Source organism: Mesorhizobium sp. WSM4871 (assembly GCF_055811295.1).
Genome location: NZ_JBVVPU010000006.1, coordinates 167,392 through 187,313 on the forward strand (window position 1 = coordinate 167,392; position 19,922 = coordinate 187,313).

A 19,922-nucleotide genomic window follows, 5' to 3' on the forward strand; every position below is an offset into this window, starting at 1 on the left:
GGCCGGATAATCGTCAAGGGCTGGGATGTGTGGCTGATTTCAGGGCAGGGCGGCGAAGCCGTCCGCGAAACCCTTGAGGTCGACCGGAATGCCGATGCCCTCTTCCGGCGTCTGGAAGACGATGAAGGTAGCCGACGTGCCGGTCTTCAGCGTGTCCAGCAGCGGCTTCTCAAGAATGACCTCTGCGTAGCAGCCGTCCTGGAAGCAGCGCACGAAATAGGCGCGGCCGATATCCTTGCCGTCGACATTGAGACCCAGCCCGTTGGGCAACAGCACGCCGAGCGGCGCCAGCACGCGCAGGATCTCGGCCTTGTTGTCGGCGGTGCGCAGCACGACGACGGAAAGGCCCATCTCGGGGCGGTCCTCGGCGACGACGTTCTGCATCATCACGCATTGTTCTGAAGTCGCGCCGGCGGGCGTGTCGCAGATGATCGACCACGCGCCATGCGTCGACTTGACCGTGCCGCTAGGCTGCGCGGCGCTGGCCTGGCCGATCCCGGACAAGCTCCCCGACAAAACAATGCCAAACGCGGCGAGAAAGACGAACGTCGCCAAGGTTCTCGAACGCCCAAGTTCAGAACGCCCAAGTCTCGAAAGCCAAGAGGTCATGACGGCTCCATTGCGAATCATGGCACTTTAAGCCGCGCCAAGGCCAAGTAAAGGATGAGACCGCCGCCGGTCTGCCCCGATCTGGGCGTTTATGCGCTTTTCCCTGGCAAATTCGCCCGAATTGCGACCGCCCGGCGCATTGCTCCGGAGCAGTCGCTGCTGTTCACGTGCTGGTGATCGGCGCAGCACGTTTGTCATCCCGACGGCGCGGCCGGCGCTTGCGCGCAAAAATGCCGCACGGTTTCCTCCGCTCCTTTCTTGCGGAGGCAAATAGAGTATGGTTTGAACCACCCTTGGGACTGTCCGGGATTCCCATCCCGGCCTGTTCGTTAGTCTTGCGGTCCGATCGCGAGGAACTGGGAGATGATGAGGGCGATGAGAAAATTCCGAGCAGGCGCCAAATTCCTAGCAAGTGTTGGGGCAGCCACCTTGTTCGCTGGAGCGTCCGCCCATGCGGCGCAGCCGCAGCCTTGGGAAACCACTTTTCAGCCTCCGGCGACCGACATCATGCGGCAGATCGAGTGGTTCGGGAACTATTCGATGTGGTTCGTGGTCCCGATCACCGTCCTGGTGCTGGTTCTTCTCGCCTACTGCATCATCAGGTTCCGGGCGAGCGTGAACCCGGTTCCTTCCAAGACCAGCCACAACACGCTGATCGAGGTGATCTGGACTGTCGGGCCGGTCGTCGTCCTGCTCTGCCTTGCTATACCCTCGTTCCAGTTGCTGACCGCGCAATACACGCCGCCGGAAGAAGCCAAGCTGACCATCAAGGCGACGGGAAACCAGTGGAACTGGGACTACGAATACCAGGTCGACAAGACGCTTTCCTTCAATTCCGCCATCCTCGCGGATGCCGACCGCGCGGCGGCCGGCAAGGAAGATCGCGCCGTCTATCCGCGCCTGCTTGCCGTTGACAACGAATTGGTGGTGCCGGTCAATACAATGACGCGCGTTCTGGTCACGGCCACCGACGTGATCCATGCCTTCGCCATGCCCTCCTTCGGCATCAAGACCGACGCGGTTCCCGGCCGCATCAACGAGGTCTGGTTCAAGGCCGAGAAGGAAGGCCTCTACTACGGCCAGTGTTCGGAACTCTGCGGCAAGGACCACGCCTTCATGCCGATCGCGATCCGCGTCGTTTCCGACGCGCAGTATAACACCTGGCTGGCAGCGGCCGGGACCGACCTGCCTGGCGCCAACAAGGCGTTGATGGCCAAGGTCGACAGCGCAGACAAGGTAGCGGCCGCCGGCAACTGATGCCGCAGCCAGGAAAGAATCAGGGAACGGAGCGGAACATGGCAGAGGCTGCAGCTCACGGCGATCACGACCACAAGCCCTATCATGGCTGGGTCCGCTGGGTGTATTCGACCAACCACAAGGATATCGGTACGCTCTACCTGATCTTCGCCATCATCGCGGGCTGCATCGGCGGCGCGCTTTCTGTCGTCATGCGCATGGAGCTGATGGAACCGGGCATCCAGATCTTCACCGGCCTGGCGCAGATGGTCTACGGCATGGACGGCGATGCGGCGATCGATGGCGGCAAGAGCATGTACAATGCCTTCACCACCGCGCATGCGCTGATCATGATCTTCTTCATGGTCATGCCGGCGCTGATCGGCGGTTTCGCCAACTGGATGGTGCCGATCATGATCGGTGCGCCTGACATGGCCTTCCCGCGCATGAACAACATCTCCTTCTGGCTGCTGCCACCGGCCCTGATCCTGCTGCTCATCTCGATGTTCGTACCGAGCGCGCCCGGGGCCTACGGCGTCGGCGGCGGCTGGACGATCTATCCGCCGTTATCGACATCGGGTCAGCCCGGACCGGCGATGGATCTGGCCATCCTGTCGCTGCACATCGCCGGCGCCTCCTCGATCCTCGGCGCCATCAATTTCATCACCACCATCTTCAACATGCGCGCGCCTGGCATGACCATGCACAAGATGCCGCTGTTTGCCTGGTCGGTGCTGATCACAGCCTTCCTGCTGCTGCTGTCGCTGCCGGTTCTGGCTGGTGGCATCACCATGCTGCTTACCGACCGCAATTTCGGCACCACCTTCTTCACGCCGGACGGCGGCGGTGACCCGATCCTGTTCCAGCACCTGTTCTGGTTCTTCGGCCACCCGGAAGTCTACATCCTGATCCTGCCGGGCTTCGGCATCATCAGCCACATCGTCTCGACCTTCTCGAAGAAGCCGGTGTTCGGCTACCTCGGCATGGCCTATGCCATGGTCGCGATCGGCGCCGTCGGCTTCATCGTCTGGGCTCACCATATGTATACGACCGGCCTGTCGCTCGACACGCAGCGCTACTTCGTCTTCGCCACCATGGTCATCGCGGTGCCGACGGGCGTGAAGATCTTCTCCTGGATCGCCACCATGTGGGGCGGGTCGATTTCGCTGAAGACCCCGATGCTGTGGGCGATCGGCTTCATCTTCCTGTTCACCGTCGGTGGCGTCACCGGCGTGCAGCTCGCCAATGCCGGTCTCGACCGCCCGCTGCACGACACCTATTTCGTCGTCGCGCACTTCCACTACGTGCTGTCGCTGGGCGCGGTCTTCGCCATCTTCGCCGGCTGGTACTACTGGTTCCCGAAGATGACCGGCTACATGTATTCGCCCGTCATCGGCAACACCCATTTCTGGGTCACCTTCGTCGGCGTCAACCTGGTCTTCTTCCCGCAGCATTTCCTCGGCCTGTCGGGCATGCCGCGCCGTTACATCGACTATCCGGATGCCTTCGCCGGCTGGAACATGGTGTCGTCCTACGGCTCCTACATCTCGGCCATCGGCGTCGTCATCTTCCTCTACGGCGTGTTCGAGGCCTTCCAGAAGAAGCGGGTGGCTGGCGCCAATCCATGGGGCGAGGGTGCGACGACGCTCGAATGGCAGCTGCCTTCGCCGCCACCCTTCCACCAGTGGGAACAACTGCCGAAGATCAAATAGGCGGTTGCCCCGGAATACGAAACCGCCGGCCCGCCCGGCGGTTTTGGCCAACGGAATGATGGAATTTAAGTACGCATGGCCCTTGTCGACGAGAGATTGACTGACGAAGCGGGTTTCCGCATGTCGGAAGCGACGGCGGGCGATTTCTTTGCCCTGCTGAAGCCGCGCGTCATGTCGCTTGTGGTGTTCACCGCGTTTGTCGGCCTGGTCGCTGCACCGGTGACCATCAATCCGCTGCTGGCGGTGATCGCCATCCTGTCGATCGCCATCGGCGCCGGCGCCTCCGGCGCGCTCAACATGTGGTACGACGCCGACATCGACGCGGTGATGACCAGGACCGCAAGCCGTCCGGTGCCGGCAGGCCGCATCCTGCCCGGCGAGGCGCTGAGCTTCGGCCTGGTGCTATCGGTGATGTCGGTGATGACGCTGGGCGTGCTGGTCAACTGGCTGTCGGCCACGCTGCTCGCCTTCACCATCTTCTTCTACGCCGTCGTCTACACGATGTGGCTGAAACGCTCGACGCCGCAGAACATCGTCATCGGCGGCGCCGCCGGCGCCATCCCGCCTGTCATCGGCTGGGCGGCGGTGACCGGCACGGTCAGCCTGGAATGCGTCATCCTGTTCCTGATCATCTTCCTGTGGACGCCACCGCATTTCTGGGCACTCGCTCTCTTCAAGTCCGAGGACTATGCCAGGGCCGGCATCCCGATGATGCCGAATGTCGCCGGCCAGGCGTCGACCAGACGCCAGATATTCGCCTACGCGCTGATCCTGGCGCCGGTGGGCGTGCTGCCATGGGTGCTCGGCTTCACCACGCCTGCCTATGGCGTCGTCGCGGCGCTGCTTGGCGCAGGCTTCGTCTGGTATGCCTGGAAAGTGCTGCGCATGGCGGCGGACGACAAGGTGATGAAGCCGGCCAAGGCCCTGTTCGGCTACTCGCTGCTTTATCTCTTCGCCATCTTCGCCGTCTATCTCGCCGACTGTGTTGTCGGGCGCGCGCTGGCGATCGGCGGAGCATGACCATGGTCGACAAGAATCTCGAACTCGTTTCGCTGACCGAGCGTCAGCAGAAGGCAAGGCGCAACCGTTCGGTCGCCATCGGCGTGGCGCTGGCGGTGCTTGTCCTGATCTTCTATGTCGCCACCATCGTGAAGTTTGGCCACAACCTCGCTGGAACGATGTGAGATGAACCGCGACACCGTGACCGATCCCAAGAAGAAGAACACGAACCGCATTGTCGCGGGCGTGTGCGTCGCCTTCTTCGGCGGCATGATCGGCATGGCCTACGCCGCAGTGCCGCTCTATGCGATGTTCTGCAAGGCGACCGGCTATGGCGGCACGGTCAAGCGCGCCACCCAGCAATATGCCGATCGCGTGCTCGACCGCGATATCACCATACGCTTCGACGCCAACACGGCCGGCGTTCCCTGGCAGTTCCAGCCGGTCGCCCGCTCGGTCACCATCAAGATAGGCGAGACGACCCAGGCGCATTACAGCGCGACCAACAAGTTCAGCCGCGCCGTCACCGGCCGCGCCACCTTCAACGTGCAGCCGGAACTGGCCGGGCCTTACTTCAACAAGGTCGAGTGTTTCTGCTTCACCGACACGACGCTGAAGCCCGGCGAGACGCTGGACATGCCGGTCGTGTTCTATGTAGATCCCGACATCGTCAATGTTCCGGAACTGAAGGACTTGAGTACCATCACCCTGTCCTACACGATGTTCCCGGTCGAGAAGAAGAAGCCGGTGGCGTCGTCGGTACCGGCCGAAAGCAGCAACAAGATTTCAAATACCGAAGGAAGCCTCGGGGGTTGATATGGCAGACGCGCACGCAAAACCACAGCATGACTACCATCTCGTAGACCCCAGCCCGTGGCCTTTCCTGGGTTCGGTCGGTGCGCTGGTGACCGCGATCGGCGGCGTCTGCTACATGCAGTATCTCAAGGCCGGCGATTTCCCCATCTTCGGCTACAACATCGCCAATCCCTGGCTGTTCTTCATCGGCCTCCTGATCGTCGTCTACACCATGTTCGCCTGGTGGTCCGACACCATCAAAGAGGCGCATGAGGGCCACCACACCCGCGTCGTGTCGCTGCATCTGCGTTACGGCATGATCATGTTCATCGCTTCCGAGGTGATGTTCTTCGTCGCCTGGTTCTGGGCTTTCTTCGATGCCAGCCTGTTTCCCGGCGAGGTCCAGCAATACGCCCGCACCACCTTCACCGGTGGCGTCTGGCCGCCGAAGGGCATGGAGGTTCTCGATCCCTTCCATCTGCCGCTCTACAACACCATCATCCTGCTCCTGTCGGGCACCACGGTGACCTGGGCGCACCACTCGCTCATCCATGGCGACCGCAAAGGGCTGATCAACGGCCTGGTGCTGACTGTCGGCCTCGGCCTGCTGTTCACCATGGTTCAGGCCTACGAGTACATACATGCGCCCTTTGGCTTCAAGGATTCCATCTACGGCGCCACGTTCTTCATGGCCACCGGCTTCCACGGTTTCCACGTCATCATCGGCACCATCTTCTTGGCTGTCTGCCTGGTCCGCGCGATGAAGGGCGACTTCACGCCCAAGCAGCATTTCGGCTTCGAGGCGGCCGCCTGGTACTGGCACTTCGTCGACGTGGTCTGGCTGTTCCTGTTTGCGTCCATCTACGTCTGGGCCTCGAACGGCGCGATGATCGAAGGCCACTGACAAAGGCATCCGGAATTTGATGGGGCGGCTGCGGCGACGTGGCCGCCTTATCTTTTGCGGCAAAGCGAATTAAGGTAGCGAGATGAGTGAAGACAAGGCGATCTGGCCAGCGGTCGATCCGATCTCAGCTGGCCTGCACGGCCGCTGCCCGCGCTGCGGTGAGGGACGGCTGTTCTCCGGATTCCTCACTGTCGGCAAGCGCTGCGTCAATTGCGGCCTCGACTATTCCTACGCCGATGCCGGCGACGGGCCGGCGGTGTTTGTCATCCTGATCATCGGCTTCATCGTCGTCGGGCTGGCGCTGTGGACGGAAGTGACGCTCAGCCCGCCGCTCTGGCTGCATCTCTTGCTGTGGATACCGCTGGCGCTGGTGCTGTGCCTGACGGCGCTCAGATTGATCAAGGGTGTGCTCCTGACGCTGCAGTACCGCAACAAGGCGGCTGAGGGCAGGCTGGACCGCGGCGAATGAGCGAAGCATCCGGTTCTATTCCCGGCCGTTCGCGGCCGCAGACGGCGTTGCTGCTTGGCCTCGGGCTCTTGCTGTTCCTCATCCTTCTGGCGCTCGGCACCTGGCAGGTCCAGCGCCTGTACTGGAAGGAAGGGCTTCTGCAGACCATCGACCAGCGCACGCATTCGCCACCCCGGCCGCTGGCCGAGGTCGAAAACGAGTTCGCCTTCAGCGGTGATGTCGACTACACGCCGGTCACGGTGACTGGCACCTTCCTGCATCAAGGCGAGCGGCATTTCTTCGCGACCTGGGAAGGCGCTTCCGGTTTCGACGTCTTCACGCCGCTTGAATTGGACGACGGCCGTTTCGTTCTGGTCAACCGTGGCTTCGTGCCTTACGACCTGAAGGATGCGGCCAAGCGTCCGCAAGGCCAGGTGGCGGGCAAAGTGACGGTGACGGGCCTGGCCCGCAACCCGCTGACGGCGAAGCCCTCGATGATGCTTCCCGATAACGATCTGAAGAAGAACATTTTCTACTGGAAGGACCGCGACGCGATGGCACAGAGCGCCGGCCTGCCGGCCGGGGCTCGCCTGGTGCCATTCTTCATCGATGCCGACAAGGCGGCAAATCCCGGTGGCCTGCCGGTCGGCGGCGTCACCATCATCGACCTGCCGAACAGCCATTTGCAATATGCCGTCACCTGGTACGGCCTTGCCGCGGCCTTGGCCGGCGTTCTCATCTTCAGGCTCCGTCGTTCGGCGAAAGACGCATCGGCCCGAAAATCGGAATCGATTTCCGGAAAGCATGATGCGTAGATTCAAAAGTTAGAGCGTACTTTGTGCGTCCAAATGGACGCACGTCGCTCTACTGATTGCACCCCCACCCTTGACAGGGCAGGGCTACGCACCTCATTTCGCGCCTTGAGTTCTTAAGTCCACGATCCGATCAACCGGCCCGCAATCATGCTCCAGACAAAGCCACCGCTGACGATCCGGCTCTGCCAGCCGCGCGGCTTTTGTGCCGGCGTCGACCGCGCCATCCAGATCGTCGTGCTGGCGCTGAAGAAATACGGCGCGCCGGTCTATGTCCGCCACGAGATCGTGCACAACCGCTATGTCGTCGAGGGGCTGCAAAGCCTAGGCGCCGTGTTCATCGAGGAATTGTCAGAGATCCCGGCGCAGCACCGCCAGAGCCCGGTCGTCTTTTCGGCGCATGGCGTGCCGAAATCGGTGCCGGCGGACGCCCAGGCGCGCAACCTGTTCTATCTGGACGCCACCTGTCCGCTGGTGTCGAAGGTGCACAAGCAGGCGATGCGTCATCAGCGGCTTGGCCGCCATGTGCTTCTGATCGGTCACGCCGGGCACCCGGAGGTGATCGGCACGATGGGCCAATTGCCGGACGGCGCCGTCACACTGATCGAGACCGAAGCCGATGCCGGAAAACTGGTGCCCGCCGACCCGCATGCGCTCGGCTTCGTCACCCAGACGACGCTGTCGGTCGAGGACACCGCCGGCATCATCCGGGCGCTCAGGGACCGCTTTCCCGATTTGCATGCGCCGGCCGCCGAATCGATCTGCTACGCCACCACCAACCGCCAGGAAGCGGTCAAGGAGACTGCCGCCGGCGCCGATCTCTTCCTGATCGTCGGCGCGCCCAACTCCTCCAACTCGCGGCGTCTTGTCGAAGTGGCGGAGCGCGCCGGCGCCTCGATGTCGCTTCTCGTCCAGCGCGCTTCCGAGATTCCATGGAATGACATCGGCGCTATCTCGACGCTTGGCCTGTCGGCCGGCGCGTCGGCGCCGGAAATCATCGTCGACGAGATCATCGATGCGTTCCGCCAGCGCTTCCACGTGACCATCGATCTGGCGATCACGGCGACGGAAACGGAGGATTTCCCGGTGATGCGGGTTCTGCGCGACGTCGAACTGACGAAGGCCGACATGGCTTTCGTCAACGGAGCCGCGTGAACAGCCCATGGCGGTCTATACCGATGTCAATGAAGGCGAACTTGGCGCGTTCCTGAAGGCCTATCCGGTCGGCGACCTGCTGTCATACAAAGGCATCGCCGAAGGCACCGAGAATTCGAATTTCCTGCTCCACACGACCAGCGGCTCCTACATATTGACGCTCTATGAGAAGCGCGTCGACAAGGCGGACCTGCCTTTCTTTCTCGGCCTCATGGGCCATCTCGCCAGAAAGGGCATTTCCTGCCCGCTTCCGGTGACCGCGCATGACGGCACCGTCATCGGCACGCTGGCCGGCCGGCCAGCCGTCATCATCACCTTTCTCGAAGGTCTGTCGCTGCGGCGGCCGACGGCAGCGCATTGCGGCGAGGTTGGCAAGGCGCTGGCGCAACTCCATCTTGCGGGTCAGGACTTTCCCATGACCCGGCAGAACGCGCTTGCCATCGATGGCTGGCGCAAACTGTGGAACGCCTCCCACGCCCGCGCCGACGAGGTCGAGCCGGGACTGGCGGCCGAGGTCGACGCCGACTTCGCAGATTTTGAGAGCAACTGGCCGAAGGGCCTGCCGGAAGGCATCATCCATGCCGATCTTTTTCCCGATAACGTCTTTTTTCTCGGCGAAAAACTGTCCGGCCTGATCGACTTCTACTTCGCCTGCAACGATCTCTACGCTTACGACGTCGCCACCTGCCTCAACGCCTGGTGCTTCGAGAAGGATTTCTCCTTCAACCTGACCAAGGGCACCGCACTGCTTGCCGGCTACCAGAGCGTTCGGCCCTTGAGCGGCGACGAGAAGGCAGCGCTTCTAATGCTGGCGCGCGGCTCGGCGCTGCGCTTCATGCTGACCCGGCTCTACGACTGGCTGACCGTTCCCGATGGCGGGCTGGTCATGAAACGCGATCCGACCGAATATATCAGGCGAATGCGCTTCCACCGGGCGATCCGCTCTCCTTCCGAATACGGACTGACATGACCAAGCACGTTGAAATCTTCACCGATGGTGCCTGTTCGGGCAATCCGGGCCCAGGCGGCTGGGGAGCGATCCTGCGTTTCAACGGCAAGACGAAGGAACTGTCGGGCGGCGAGGCCGAAACCACCAACAACCGCATGGAACTGCTCGCGGCCATTTCGGCGCTGAATGCGCTGAAGGAACCATGCGAGGTCGATCTTCACACCGACAGCAAATACGTCATGGACGGTATTTCCAAGTGGATCCATGGCTGGAAGAAGAATGGCTGGAAGACCGCCGACAAGAAGCCGGTGAAGAATGGTGAATTGTGGCAGGCGCTCGATGAGGCCAACAGGCGCCACAAGGTCACCTGGAATTGGGTCAAGGGCCATGCTGGCCATACCGAAAACGAACGTGCCGACGAGCTGGCGCGCGAAGGCATGGCGCCGTTCAAGCCCAAGCTCGCCAAACCCGCGCCTGCGGCCGCATCAGCGAAAGAAGCGGCCTCATCGAAAAAGCCGGCATCAAAGCCTGTCCGGCGCTCGACCCAGAGCTATTGAGGCTCTCAGATGCCGCGCCGCGAAGTCGGTGACTGACGACGAGCTGTTGCTCCAAGGGTGTGATAGGAGTAATATTTCCTACCAAAGAGCATAAGGAGGAGTCATGGCAGGCGTTGAAAAAATGAGTGTGGCCGTGACGCCGCAGCAGGCGGCTGTCATGCGCGAGGCTGTGGAAACGGGCGAGTACGCCACCACAAGCGAGATTGTGCGCGAAGCGATGCGGGACTGGCTGGCCAAGCGCGAACTGCGGCATGAGGATGTGCGCCGTCTGAGGCAGCTGTGGGATGAAGGCAAGGCAAGCGGGAAACCCGAGCCTGTGGACTTCGACACCTTGCGAAAGGAAGCTCGGCGGAAGCTGACGGAAGCCTCGCCGAATGTTCGTTAAGATAGTCTGGTCGCCCGCGGCCAGGACCGACCTTATCGACATCTACGTAACAATAGGCGGCGAAAACATACGGGCAGCCGACCGCTATTATGACCGGATAGAAGCGCGGGCTATGCAACTGGCGGATCAGCCGCGCATGGGTTTGAGGCGACCGGATATTCGGCGCTCGGCGCGAATGCTGGTGGAAGCGCCGTTTGTGTTGCTCTATGAAACCTCTCCAGACACGGACGAAGGCCCTGTTGAGCGCGTTGAGATTATCCGTGTGGTGGACGGGCGACGAGATTTGAACCGTCTGTTCTAGATGCTCAGCGGATCAGCAGCGCCGTTCCGTAAAGCCCGGCCGCGAACACTGTGTGCGACACCAAATTGAGGGCACGGATCTGCATCGGATTGGGGCGCTTTGAGGCGGCCCAGCCGGCGCCCATGCCGGGCGCCAGCAGGAACCAGCCAGCGCCCACGGTGACAATGCCGAGGATGAAGGCCGGCAGGAAGGTCGGCGCGTTGAGCCATGCCGATCCCGCCAAGACGACCAGAATGATGCCGTAGGCGATGCCGACAAGATAGTGGAAGGCCCAACCCAGAGCCGATTCATGCGCATAAGGCGAGGCCTTGCCGATATCGTCATGAAAGACCTTCTCACGCAGGTGCCAGACCCAGCGGCCGACCAGCCCCCAGTTCGGTCGCGGTTGGGCAAACGCCAAATTGAGAAAAATCGCCCAGATATCCATCAACACCGTGGCGCCGATGCCGATCGCCACGGTGCGCCAGAAAATGTCAAACGTCATCGAAATCCCCCAAGCAGGCAATCGCCAGCGGAAGCTAGACTAAAGCTGTCCGAGAATGTGAGCCGCGCCTGATATGTCGACGCCCGGTTTGCTCTCGACATTGAGCGCGGTGACCTTGCCGTCGTCGACGATCATTGAAAAGCGCTTCGAGCGCAATCCCATGCCGCCGCCCGAGAGGTCGGCGTCAAGGCCGGTTGACTTGGCGAAATCGCCATTGCCGTCGGCCAGATAGAGGATCTTGCCTTCGCCGCCACTGAAGCGCGCCCAGGCGCCCATCACGTGAACGTCGTTGACGGCAACGACGGCAATCGTGTCGACGCCGCGCGCCAGGATGGCGTCGTAATTATCGAGATAGCCGGGCAGATGGTTGTTGCTGCAGGTCGGTGTGAAAGCGCCGGGAACGGCGAACAGCACCACTTTCTTTCCCGAGAAGATCTCGGCCGTCGTGATCGCCTTGGCGCCATCGGCGGTCATCGTCTTGAAGGTTGCTTCGGGCAGCTTGTCGCCAACGGAAATGGTCATTGTCTCTCTCGCTTGGGAAGATTGAAAGGAGGTGTCCCGCTCTAGCGGACCAGGCCTGTACCCGCAACTGGCCAGCGACCGGCATCAGAGCGGCCAGCATGAAGCAAAGACGCTTAAGGGAACGGCAGAAGTCCCTCGACAGCACCATCGGCGCTGGTCAGCGTGTAGTAGAGGCCGCCATCAGTCGGCGTCGTCGACGGCCGGTCGAGGATTGGCACCGTAAACACCAGCTTGCCGTCCTTTTCGCTGCGGGCAGGGACGCCGAACATGTAATCCCGTTCGCCGGCAACGAAGAAATCCGCCGCCTCCGGATCGCCGGGAAAGCTCGCCTCGACGATCAGCGTCTCGTGGTCGCCCGGCAAGATATTGATGCCGAAATCGGGCCTTGCGGGGGCGGGCAGCGTTGCAAGGGCCGCCTTCACCAGCGCGGCATCCTCGGCATTGTCCGGATCGGAGCCGGGGTCGACGGTCAGCCGCGTCTGCACCGGAATGCAGATCGTCTCGCAGATGCCGAGAAAAATATCGGCATCGATGACGGCCGGCTGGTTTGGCGCCGACAGCGTGAACGTCACCGGCAACGAGACCGGATGGTCGTAGCCGGCCCATTTGCCGTAGCCGTCGTCGTGGCGCTGGGGCGGCGGAAACGAAAACGTTGCGTCGGAGATGTTGGTGCTGGCTGAGATATCGAGTTGCGGCGGCACGCCGGCGTCGCCCGGATCGCGCCAGTAGGTCTTCCAGCCGGGCTTGAGGGCGATATCGAGCACGCCGTGGATGCGGCCGGCTTCATCGGGCTTGCCGCTCGTCACCAGCCGCACCTTGCCGCCTTCGCTGTTGTACCAGATCGATGATGAGGCGGCCGCGGGAAGACCTGTTCCCAATCCAACAGCGGCGCCGAGCAGCAGGACTTTCAAGCGTTGCATGGCGCTGATTTGAGCGTCAGTTGATGGCTGTGCAATGACTTCATGGCGTCGCTGGTATCATATTTGCGTGACCTCGGTCACGCGGCTTCGCGTGACCCGGTCAGAGAGCTTTGGCCAAATCGCGCGCTGCGCATCTTTTCGGCGGTGCGGAAACGCGTTACCCTCCCTCCCATGGACTTGTTGCGCCACAAGAAGACGGCTGCCGCGCGCGGCTTCCTCGACGACCAGTTCCTGATTGCCATGCCCGGCATGAAGGACGATCGTTTCACGCGCTCGGTCATCTACATCTGCGCGCATAGCGATGAAGGCGCGATGGGCCTGATCATCAACCAGACCCAGCAGATGCTGTTTCCGGACTTGCTCGTGCAGCTCGGCATCATGAACGAGCAGGAGGCGATCCGCCTGCCGGCGCAGGCCCGCGATTTCGTCGTGCGCAATGGCGGCCCGGTGGATCGCAGCCGGGGCTTCGTGCTGCATTCGGGCGACTACCGGGTGGAATCCTCGCTGACCGTCTCCGACGACATTTGCCTGACCGCAACCGTCGACATACTGCGCGCGATCTCGTCGGGCCGCGGGCCACGGCATGCGCTGATGGCGCTCGGCTATTCGGGTTGGGGCGCGGGGCAATTGGAAAGCGAGATCGCCGAGAACGGCTGGCTGACCTGCCCGGCAACCGCCGAGCTTCTGTTCGACACCGATATCGAGCGCAAATATGACCGGATCCTCGCCTCGATCGGCATCGACCTGGCGCATCTCAGCGCGGCGGCCGGTCACGCCTGAATCTCATAACGTCCTGAGTCTTAATCACGCTTGAGTGAGCGGGTACTGTTCCTTCAGCGTCTTCAGCACCTGGTCGCCCGGCATCGGCGCGCCGAACATGAAGCTCTGCACATATTCGCAGCCCATCTGCCGCAGTTCGAGCGCGTCGCTTTCATCCGAGATGCCCTCGGCCACGACCGAGAGGCCAAGGTCATGCGCCATGCTGACCATCGATTTGAGCAGCACCGCGCGCTTCGGCGTCGTGTCGTCGACGAAGCTCTTGTCGATCTTGATCGTGTCGAAGGGAAAGCGCGTCAGATAGGCCAGCGATGAATAGCCGGTGCCGAAATCGTCCAGCGACAGGCCGATGCCAAGCTGCTTCAGCTTGGTCAGCACATGGGCTGACTGTTCGGGATTGTCCATCACCAGCGATTCGGTGAGTTCGAGGCGGAAGCAGCGTGGCTTCAGATTGGCGCGCGCGATCACCGAGCGGACGTCGCTGACCAGGTCGCGGCGGATGAGCTGGCGGCTGGACAGATTGACCGAGACCGACAGCGGCGCGTCGCCGATCTGTTTCTGCCATGCGGCGAGGTCTTCGGCCGCTTGCTGCATGGCGAACAGGCCAAGCTGGACGATCAGGCCGCAGCTTTCGGCGACCGGGATGAAATCCGCCGGCGGGATCATGCCGCGGCGCGGATGGTCCCATCTGAGCAGCGCCTCGAACCCGGCGACGCTGCCGTCTTCCAGCCGCACGATCGGCTGGTAGGCGAGCGTGAATTCGCGCCGTTCGATGGCGCGGCGCAGATCGGACTCGAGCTGCAGCCGGTCGGTGCCGACGGTGCGGAAGGCCGGACGGAACGGCTCGATCCTGTCGCCGCCGAAGCGCTTGGCCTGATGCATGGCAAGCTCGGCGTCCTTGACCATGTCCTCCGCCGAAGTCTGCGCCGAGGTCCAGGTGATCAGCCCGATCGAAGCGGTCAGCACGATCTCGCGCTTGGCGAAGGTGATCGGGTTGTTGATCGCATGCTTGATGGCGTCCGCCACGGCTGCGATGCGGGCAGGATCCTGCTCCGACAACAGCATCAACGCGAACTGGTCGCCGGCAAAGCGCGACAGCGAATCCTTCGGCTTGAGCAGCCGGTGCAGCCGGCGCGCGATCGTCAGCAGGATGGTATCGCCGGCCGAGATGCCGAGCCCGTCATTGACCTGCTTGAAGCGGTCGATGTCGATGACGAAGACGGTGGGGCGCACCTTGTCTTCCGTGCGGGCGATCGAGATGATCGCCTCCAGCCGGTTCATGTACAGCTCGCGGTTCGGCAGGCCGGTCAGATTGTCGTGCACGGCGTCGTGCAGCAGCCGTTCCTCGGATTTCTTCTGCTCGGTCACGTCGACCATCGTGCCGACGCAGCGGATGACCTCGCCGTCCGATCCGATCACCGGGCGCGCCCTGAGCGAGAACCAGTGATAGTGCCCGTCGGCGCCGCGCAGCCGGAAATTCTGCGCCACGCGGCCGCGGCGGTGTTCGAGCACCACGTCGAGCGTGGTGCGGAAAGTGTCGCGGTCGTCGGCATGCAGCACCGGCAGCCAGTTGCGGGCCGCACCGCCGAGGCTGTTGGGCGCGAGGCCGAGCTGGATGCTGACATCGGGCTTGGTGACGACGCGATCGCGCAGCACGTCCCAGTCCCACACCGTGTCGCCCGATCCGGCGACGGCCAGCGCCTGGCGTTCGAGATCGGAGAACAGGCCCTGATGCAGCGCGCCGCCGGCAAAGGCATGCTGCATGACGGTGAAGCCGATCAAGAGGATGATCAGGATCAGTCCGCCGCCCAGCGCCGGCTGGGCGATGTCGTTGTCGAGCATGCCGGTGATCGCCATCCACGACCCGCACAGCCACAACAGCACCATGACCCAACTCGGCACCAGCATGATCGCGCGGTCATAGCCGCGTATGCCGAGGAAGATGATCAGGCCAAGCCCGGTCAGCGCGGTGGCGGCGAAGGAAATCCTGGCGATCCCGGCGGCGACCGCCGGATCGACGATGGCGACGCCGGCGATCAGCACCAGCCCCAGGATCCAGACCAGCGCGCCATAGCTGAAATGGCCGTGCCAGCGGTTTAGGTTGAGATAGGCGAACAGGAACACCACGAAGGTCGCCGCCAGCGCCACCTCCGTTCCGGCCCGCCACATCTGCTCATTGCCGGGCGATATCTCTATGATCTTGTTGAGGAAGCCGAAATCGACGCAGATATAGGCGAGCACCGCCCAGGCGAGCGCCGCGGTCGCCGGAAACATCGAGGTTCCCTTGACGACGAACAGGATGGTCAGGAACAGCGCCAGTAGGCCGGCGATGCCGATGACGATGCCGCGAAACAGCGTGTAGGAATTGACCGAATCCTTGTAGGATTCCGGATCCCAAAGATAGACCTGCGGCAGCTTGGGCGAAGCAAGCTCGGCGATGAAGGTGACCACCGTTCCGGGGTTCAGCGTTACCCGGAACACATCCGCGTCGGGGCTGGTCTGGCGATCGAGCGCGAAGCCTTCGCTCGGTGTGATTGCGGCAATGCGGGTCGAGCCGAGATCCGGCCAGAAGATGCCGGAATTCACCAGCCGGAAATGCGGTGCGACGATCAGCCGGTCGAGCTGCTGATCGGTGGTGTTGGCCAGCGCGAACACCGCCCAGTCGCCGGTCGAGCGCGCATCATTGGCCTCGACCTCGATGCGCCGCACGATGCCGTCAGGCCCGGGCGCGGTCGACACCTGGAAGTTCTCGCCCTGGTTCCGATAAATTTCGACGGCGCCCGACAGATCGAGTGCCACATCGTCGCGGGCGATCTTGATCGGTTCGACGGCAAAGGACGAGGACGCCGCTCCAAGCATGATGATCGCTGCCAGGACAAAGGCGAACAGCGACCTGATTCGCAGGAAATTCGTCAAAATCAGTCCTTCGTTCCCGCGCCAGGCGGATCGTCCGCGATCCGGGCGTAGAGGTAGTGGTCCTGCCAGATGCCGTTGATCCTGAGGTAGGATCGCAGAAGTCCTTCGCGCCGGAATCCGGCTTTTTCAAGCACGCGGATCGACCGGGCGTTGTCGGGAATACAGGCAGCTTCGATCCGGTGCAACCTCAGCGTTTCGAAGGCGAAGCGCGAGACCACCTTGACCGCGTCGGTCATCAGGCCGAGGCCGCTATAGCGTTCGCCGATCCAGTAGCCGATATGGCCGCTTTGCGCGACGCCGTGGCGAATGTTGCCGAGCGTGATGCCACCGGCAAGCTTGCCGCTGCCTTTCTCGAAGATGAAGAAGGCGATCGCCGTTCCCTGCGCATAGTCCTCGCGGTAGCGGCCGATGCGGTGGCGCCATGAAGCGCGGTCGAGCTCGTCGGGGGTCCATCGCGGCTCCCACGGCTCCAGGAAGGCGCGGCTTTCCCCGCGCAGCGCCGTCCATTCGCGATAGTCGTTGGTCAGCGGTACGCGCAGCGTAACCCGGTCGCCCTTCAGCGCCGGCAGGTCACGGCGAAAGAAAGGGAGCGCGAACACGGGCGCTTGGACAGGCTAGACGGCGAGCTTGCGGGCCGTGGTCTGCGTGCCCGAAAGCGAATCGAGGATCGCTTCATAGGGGGCGAGCGTACCCACCGGTCCAACAGCGGTCAGCGTCGGCTTGGTCGAGAAAAGCCGCGACGACAGGTCCGTCAGCCGATTGATCGTCAATGCCGACAGTCGCTCCATCAGCTCTTCCTTGGCGATCGGACGGCCGAACAGCAGCAATTGCCGGGCGATCTGCGAGGCGCGGCTGGCCGGGCTTTCGGCCGACATGATCAATCCGGCGCGGTATTGGGCGCGCGCCCGGTCGAGTTCTTCCTGCAGGATGTTCTCGCCGGCCTTCTGCAGTTCGTCGATGACGACGGGCACCAGTTCGGCGATGTCGCTCTGCCCGGTGGCAGCATGGACGCCGAATATGCCGGTGTCGGAAAAGCCCCAATGGAAGGCATAGACCGAATAGCACAGGCCGCGCTTTTCGCGGACTTCCTGGAAAAGGCGCGACGACATGCCGCCGCCAAGGATCATCGACAGAACCTGCGAGGCGTAGAAGTCGCGCACGTGGTAGGCGCGGCCTTCGAATCCCAGCACGATCTGGGCATCCATCAGGTCGCGGTCCTCGCGGAAATCACCGCCGACATACTGCGCATATTGCGGAATGTTGCCTTCGGCCTTGGCGCGGAAGCCGCCGAGATGTCTTTCCACCTCGCGCACGAAATCGTCGTGCTTGATGTCACCGGCGGCGACGACCACCATGCGCTCGGCGGCATATTGCCGTTCGATGAATTTGTGCAGCTGCTTCGAGGTGAAGGATTTGACGGTGTCCGGCGTGCCGAGGATGGAGCGGCCGATCGTCTGGTGGCGAAAGGCCGTCTCGGTGAAGCGGTCGAACACGATGTCGTCGGGCGTGTCGTGCGCGGCGCCGATCTCCTGCAGGATCACGTGCTGCTCGCGTTCCAGTTCCTGCGGATCGAACTCGGACTCCTGCAGGATGTCGGCGAGGATGTCGACGGCCAACGGCACGTCGTCGCTCAGCACCCTTGCATAGTAGGAGGTCGTCTCGACGCTGGTGGCGGCATTGATCTCGCCGCCGACATCCTCGATTTCCGAAGCGATCTCGAAAGCGCTTCGCCGCTTGGTTCCCTTGAACGCCATGTGTTCAAGCAGGTGGGCCATTCCGTGCTCTTCGTCACGCTCATTGCGGGCGCCTGATTTGACCCAGGCACCAAGAGCAACGGATTCGAGACTTGGAAGGGTTTCGGTGGCGACTGTCAGGCCGTTCGACAGACGGCTTACCTCAACACCCATATAGCTGGTACTCCCTAACTTGCCGCCCGCGTGTGATGGCTAACATAATCTTCCACCATTTTCAGGTCGGATGGAAGTACCGTGTATCTTTCCTCCGATGTCATCAACCCGCCCAGCCATGCGGGCAGGGCCGGCGACACGCCGCAGGCGTCTTCGACGGCGGCCGGAAACTTTGCCGGATGGGCTGTGCCCAGCACCACCATCGGCACTGCATGGGCAGTGTTTGCAACGGCAACATGCATGGCTGCGGCCGTGTGCGGGTCGAGCAGGTAGTTGCTGGCCGCCAGCGTCGAGCGGATCGTGGCGGCGACTTCGTCCGTCGTCGAACGGCCGGCGTCGAATTCGGCGCGGATCCTGGCGATCTCCGCCGTTTCGATGGTGAAGGCGCCCGACTGTTTCAGCCCGTCCATGTAGCGCCGCACGGTCGAGGCATCTCGGCCGGCCGCCTCGAACAGCAGGCGTTCGAAATTCGACGACACCTGGATGTCCATCGACGGCGATGTCGTCGAAAAGACGCCTTTCATGCGGTATTCGCCGCTCGACAGCGTGCGCGCCAGAATGTCGTTGTCGTTGGTTGCGATGATCAGCCGCTCGATCGGCAGGCCCATTTTCTTGGCAGCGTAGCCGGCGAAGATGTCGCCGAAATTGCCGGTCGGCACGGTGAAGGAGATCGGCCGGTCGGGCGCGCCCAACGACAGCGCCGACGAGAAATAATAGACGATCTGGGCCATGATGCGGGCCCAGTTGATCGAATTGACGCCGGACAGCGACACCCGGTCGCGAAAGGCGTGATCGTTGAACATGTCCTTCACCAGGCCCTGGCAATCGTCGAAATTGCCTTCGATCGCCAGCGCGTGGACGTTGGCGGCGGTCGATGTCGTCATCTGCCGCTGCTGCACCGGCGAGACCTTGCCATGCGGGAACAGAACGAAGATGTCGGTGCGGGCGCGCCCGGCAAAGGCATCGATGGCAGCCCCGCCGGTATCGCCCGAGGTGGCCCCGACGATTGTTGCGCGCTGGTCGCGTTCGGCCAGTACATGGTCCATCAGCCGGGCGAGAAGCTGCATGGCGACGTCCTTGAAAGCCAGCGTCGGGCCATGAAAGAGTTCGAGGACGAATGTGTTCGGACCGGTCTGCACCAGCGGGCAGACGGCCTCGTGACGGAAGGTCGCATAGGCCTCGCGCGCCAGCCGTTCGAACACCGGCATCGCAATCTCGCCGCCCAGAAACGGCGCCAGCACGCGAATGGCGAGATCGGGATAGGCGAGGCCGCGCATGGCGCGGATTTCGGCTGCGGAAAGATGCGGCCATGCGCTGGGCACATAAAGCCCGCCGTCGCGCGCCAGTCCCGCCATCACCGCGTCGGAAAAACCAAGCACGGGCGCTTCCCCGCGGGTACTCACATATTGCATCGTCGCATGTCCATTGCCGCCGGGCGGTTCCATCCCGGCAAAGTGGTTAATTTCTGCGCTGGCTCAGTCGCATTTTTGCCGCGCGGTTGATATACGTCACCGGCTTTGCGAGAGGGAAGAGC

22 protein-coding genes are annotated in these 19,922 nt (G+C 62.7%); 14 read left to right on the plus strand and 8 right to left on the minus strand.

Annotated elements, in window-relative coordinates:
* Positions 1-39: 39 nt before the first annotated feature.
* Positions 40-609: an invasion associated locus B family protein gene (locus AC0L2H_RS14575; RefSeq protein WP_473590871.1), complete on the minus strand. Its 570-nt coding sequence runs from the start codon at positions 607-609 to the stop codon at positions 40-42.
* 375 nt (positions 610-984) lie between these two features.
* On the opposite strand from AC0L2H_RS14575, the gene coxB reads away from it, so the two are divergent.
* From coxB to AC0L2H_RS14640, 13 genes are all read left to right on the plus strand, one after another.
* Positions 985-1,866, plus strand: a complete 882-nt coding sequence (gene coxB, locus AC0L2H_RS14580) for a cytochrome c oxidase subunit II (protein WP_473590872.1) — start codon at positions 985-987, stop codon at positions 1,864-1,866.
* 38 nt (positions 1,867-1,904) lie between these two features.
* A complete protein-coding gene (gene ctaD, locus AC0L2H_RS14585; RefSeq protein ID WP_473590873.1) occupies positions 1,905-3,557 on the plus strand; it encodes a cytochrome c oxidase subunit I in 1,653 nt (550 codons plus the stop codon).
* A gap of 75 nt (positions 3,558-3,632) precedes the next feature.
* A complete protein-coding gene (locus AC0L2H_RS14590; protein ID WP_473590874.1) occupies positions 3,633-4,577 on the plus strand; it encodes a heme o synthase in 945 nt (314 codons plus the stop codon).
* Positions 4,578-4,579: 2 nt separating this feature from the next.
* Positions 4,580-4,741, plus strand: coding sequence for a hypothetical protein (locus tag AC0L2H_RS14595; RefSeq protein ID WP_473591064.1), 162 nt, complete (start codon positions 4,580-4,582; stop codon positions 4,739-4,741).
* Between the two features lies 1 nt (position 4,742).
* On the plus strand, positions 4,743-5,372 hold the full coding sequence (locus tag AC0L2H_RS14600) for a cytochrome c oxidase assembly protein (RefSeq protein ID WP_473590875.1): 630 nt from the start codon (positions 4,743-4,745) through the stop codon (positions 5,370-5,372).
* Between the two features lies 1 nt (position 5,373).
* On the plus strand, positions 5,374-6,255 hold the full coding sequence (locus tag AC0L2H_RS14605; protein ID WP_473590876.1) for a cytochrome c oxidase subunit 3: 882 nt from the start codon (positions 5,374-5,376) through the stop codon (positions 6,253-6,255).
* Positions 6,256-6,337: 82 nt separating this feature from the next.
* On the plus strand, positions 6,338-6,724 hold the full coding sequence (locus tag AC0L2H_RS14610) for a DUF983 domain-containing protein (protein WP_473590877.1): 387 nt from the start codon (positions 6,338-6,340) through the stop codon (positions 6,722-6,724).
* Positions 6,721-7,518 carry an SURF1 family protein gene (locus AC0L2H_RS14615; protein ID WP_473590878.1) on the plus strand — a complete coding sequence of 266 codons (798 nt, stop codon included), beginning with the start codon at positions 6,721-6,723 and terminating at the stop codon, positions 7,516-7,518. Before AC0L2H_RS14610 ends, AC0L2H_RS14615 begins: the two co-directional genes overlap by 4 nt.
* A gap of 147 nt (positions 7,519-7,665) precedes the next feature.
* Positions 7,666-8,670, plus strand: a complete 1,005-nt coding sequence (gene ispH, locus AC0L2H_RS14620) for a 4-hydroxy-3-methylbut-2-enyl diphosphate reductase (protein WP_107650023.1) — start codon at positions 7,666-7,668, stop codon at positions 8,668-8,670.
* 7 nt (positions 8,671-8,677) lie between these two features.
* Complete coding sequence (locus AC0L2H_RS14625) at positions 8,678-9,640, plus strand: homoserine kinase (protein ID WP_473590879.1); 963 nt, start codon at positions 8,678-8,680, stop codon at positions 9,638-9,640.
* Positions 9,637-10,176: a ribonuclease HI gene (rnhA, locus tag AC0L2H_RS14630; protein ID WP_473590880.1), complete on the plus strand. Its 540-nt coding sequence runs from the start codon at positions 9,637-9,639 to the stop codon at positions 10,174-10,176. Before AC0L2H_RS14625 ends, rnhA begins: the two co-directional genes overlap by 4 nt.
* A gap of 103 nt (positions 10,177-10,279) precedes the next feature.
* The gene (locus AC0L2H_RS14635; RefSeq protein ID WP_473590881.1) at positions 10,280-10,561 is read left to right on the plus strand and encodes a ribbon-helix-helix domain-containing protein; all 282 of its coding nucleotides are present in this window, start codon (positions 10,280-10,282) and stop codon (positions 10,559-10,561) included.
* Entirely contained in the window at positions 10,551-10,862 is a 312-nt protein-coding gene (locus AC0L2H_RS14640; RefSeq protein ID WP_473590882.1) for a type II toxin-antitoxin system RelE/ParE family toxin, read from the plus strand. The genes AC0L2H_RS14635 and AC0L2H_RS14640 overlap by 11 nt, the downstream gene beginning before the upstream one ends.
* 4 nt (positions 10,863-10,866) lie before the next feature.
* On the opposite strand, the gene AC0L2H_RS14645 is transcribed toward AC0L2H_RS14640, so the two are convergent.
* The 3 genes from AC0L2H_RS14645 to AC0L2H_RS14655 form a co-directional block, all read right to left on the minus strand.
* Complete coding sequence (locus AC0L2H_RS14645) at positions 10,867-11,346, minus strand: DUF2938 domain-containing protein (RefSeq protein ID WP_473590883.1); 480 nt, start codon at positions 11,344-11,346, stop codon at positions 10,867-10,869.
* Between the two features lie 39 nt (positions 11,347-11,385).
* On the minus strand, positions 11,386-11,868 hold the full coding sequence (locus AC0L2H_RS14650; protein ID WP_473590884.1) for a redoxin family protein: 483 nt from the start codon (positions 11,866-11,868) through the stop codon (positions 11,386-11,388).
* A gap of 113 nt (positions 11,869-11,981) precedes the next feature.
* Entirely contained in the window at positions 11,982-12,788 is an 807-nt protein-coding gene (locus AC0L2H_RS14655; protein ID WP_473590885.1) for a protein-disulfide reductase DsbD domain-containing protein, read from the minus strand.
* 171 nt (positions 12,789-12,959) lie between these two features.
* Between AC0L2H_RS14655 and AC0L2H_RS14660 the strand changes: the two genes are divergently transcribed.
* Complete coding sequence (locus AC0L2H_RS14660) at positions 12,960-13,568, plus strand: YqgE/AlgH family protein (RefSeq protein WP_473590886.1); 609 nt, start codon at positions 12,960-12,962, stop codon at positions 13,566-13,568.
* A gap of 24 nt (positions 13,569-13,592) precedes the next feature.
* On the opposite strand, the gene AC0L2H_RS14665 is transcribed toward AC0L2H_RS14660, so the two are convergent.
* From AC0L2H_RS14665 to thrC, 4 genes are read right to left on the minus strand one after another with little or no spacing between them, the layout of a single operon-like run.
* Positions 13,593-16,481, minus strand: a complete 2,889-nt coding sequence (locus tag AC0L2H_RS14665; RefSeq protein WP_097576714.1) for an EAL domain-containing protein — start codon at positions 16,479-16,481, stop codon at positions 13,593-13,595.
* Between the two features lie 2 nt (positions 16,482-16,483).
* On the minus strand, positions 16,484-17,080 hold the full coding sequence (locus AC0L2H_RS14670) for a GNAT family N-acetyltransferase (RefSeq protein WP_107650013.1): 597 nt from the start codon (positions 17,078-17,080) through the stop codon (positions 16,484-16,486).
* A 15-nt stretch (positions 17,081-17,095) separates the two neighbouring features.
* On the minus strand, positions 17,096-18,388 hold the full coding sequence (locus tag AC0L2H_RS14675; RefSeq protein ID WP_473590887.1) for a M16 family metallopeptidase: 1,293 nt from the start codon (positions 18,386-18,388) through the stop codon (positions 17,096-17,098).
* Positions 18,389-18,402: 14 nt separating this feature from the next.
* A complete protein-coding gene (gene thrC, locus AC0L2H_RS14680) occupies positions 18,403-19,800 on the minus strand; it encodes a threonine synthase (protein ID WP_473590888.1) in 1,398 nt (465 codons plus the stop codon).
* Positions 19,801-19,922: the final 122 nt, after the last annotated feature.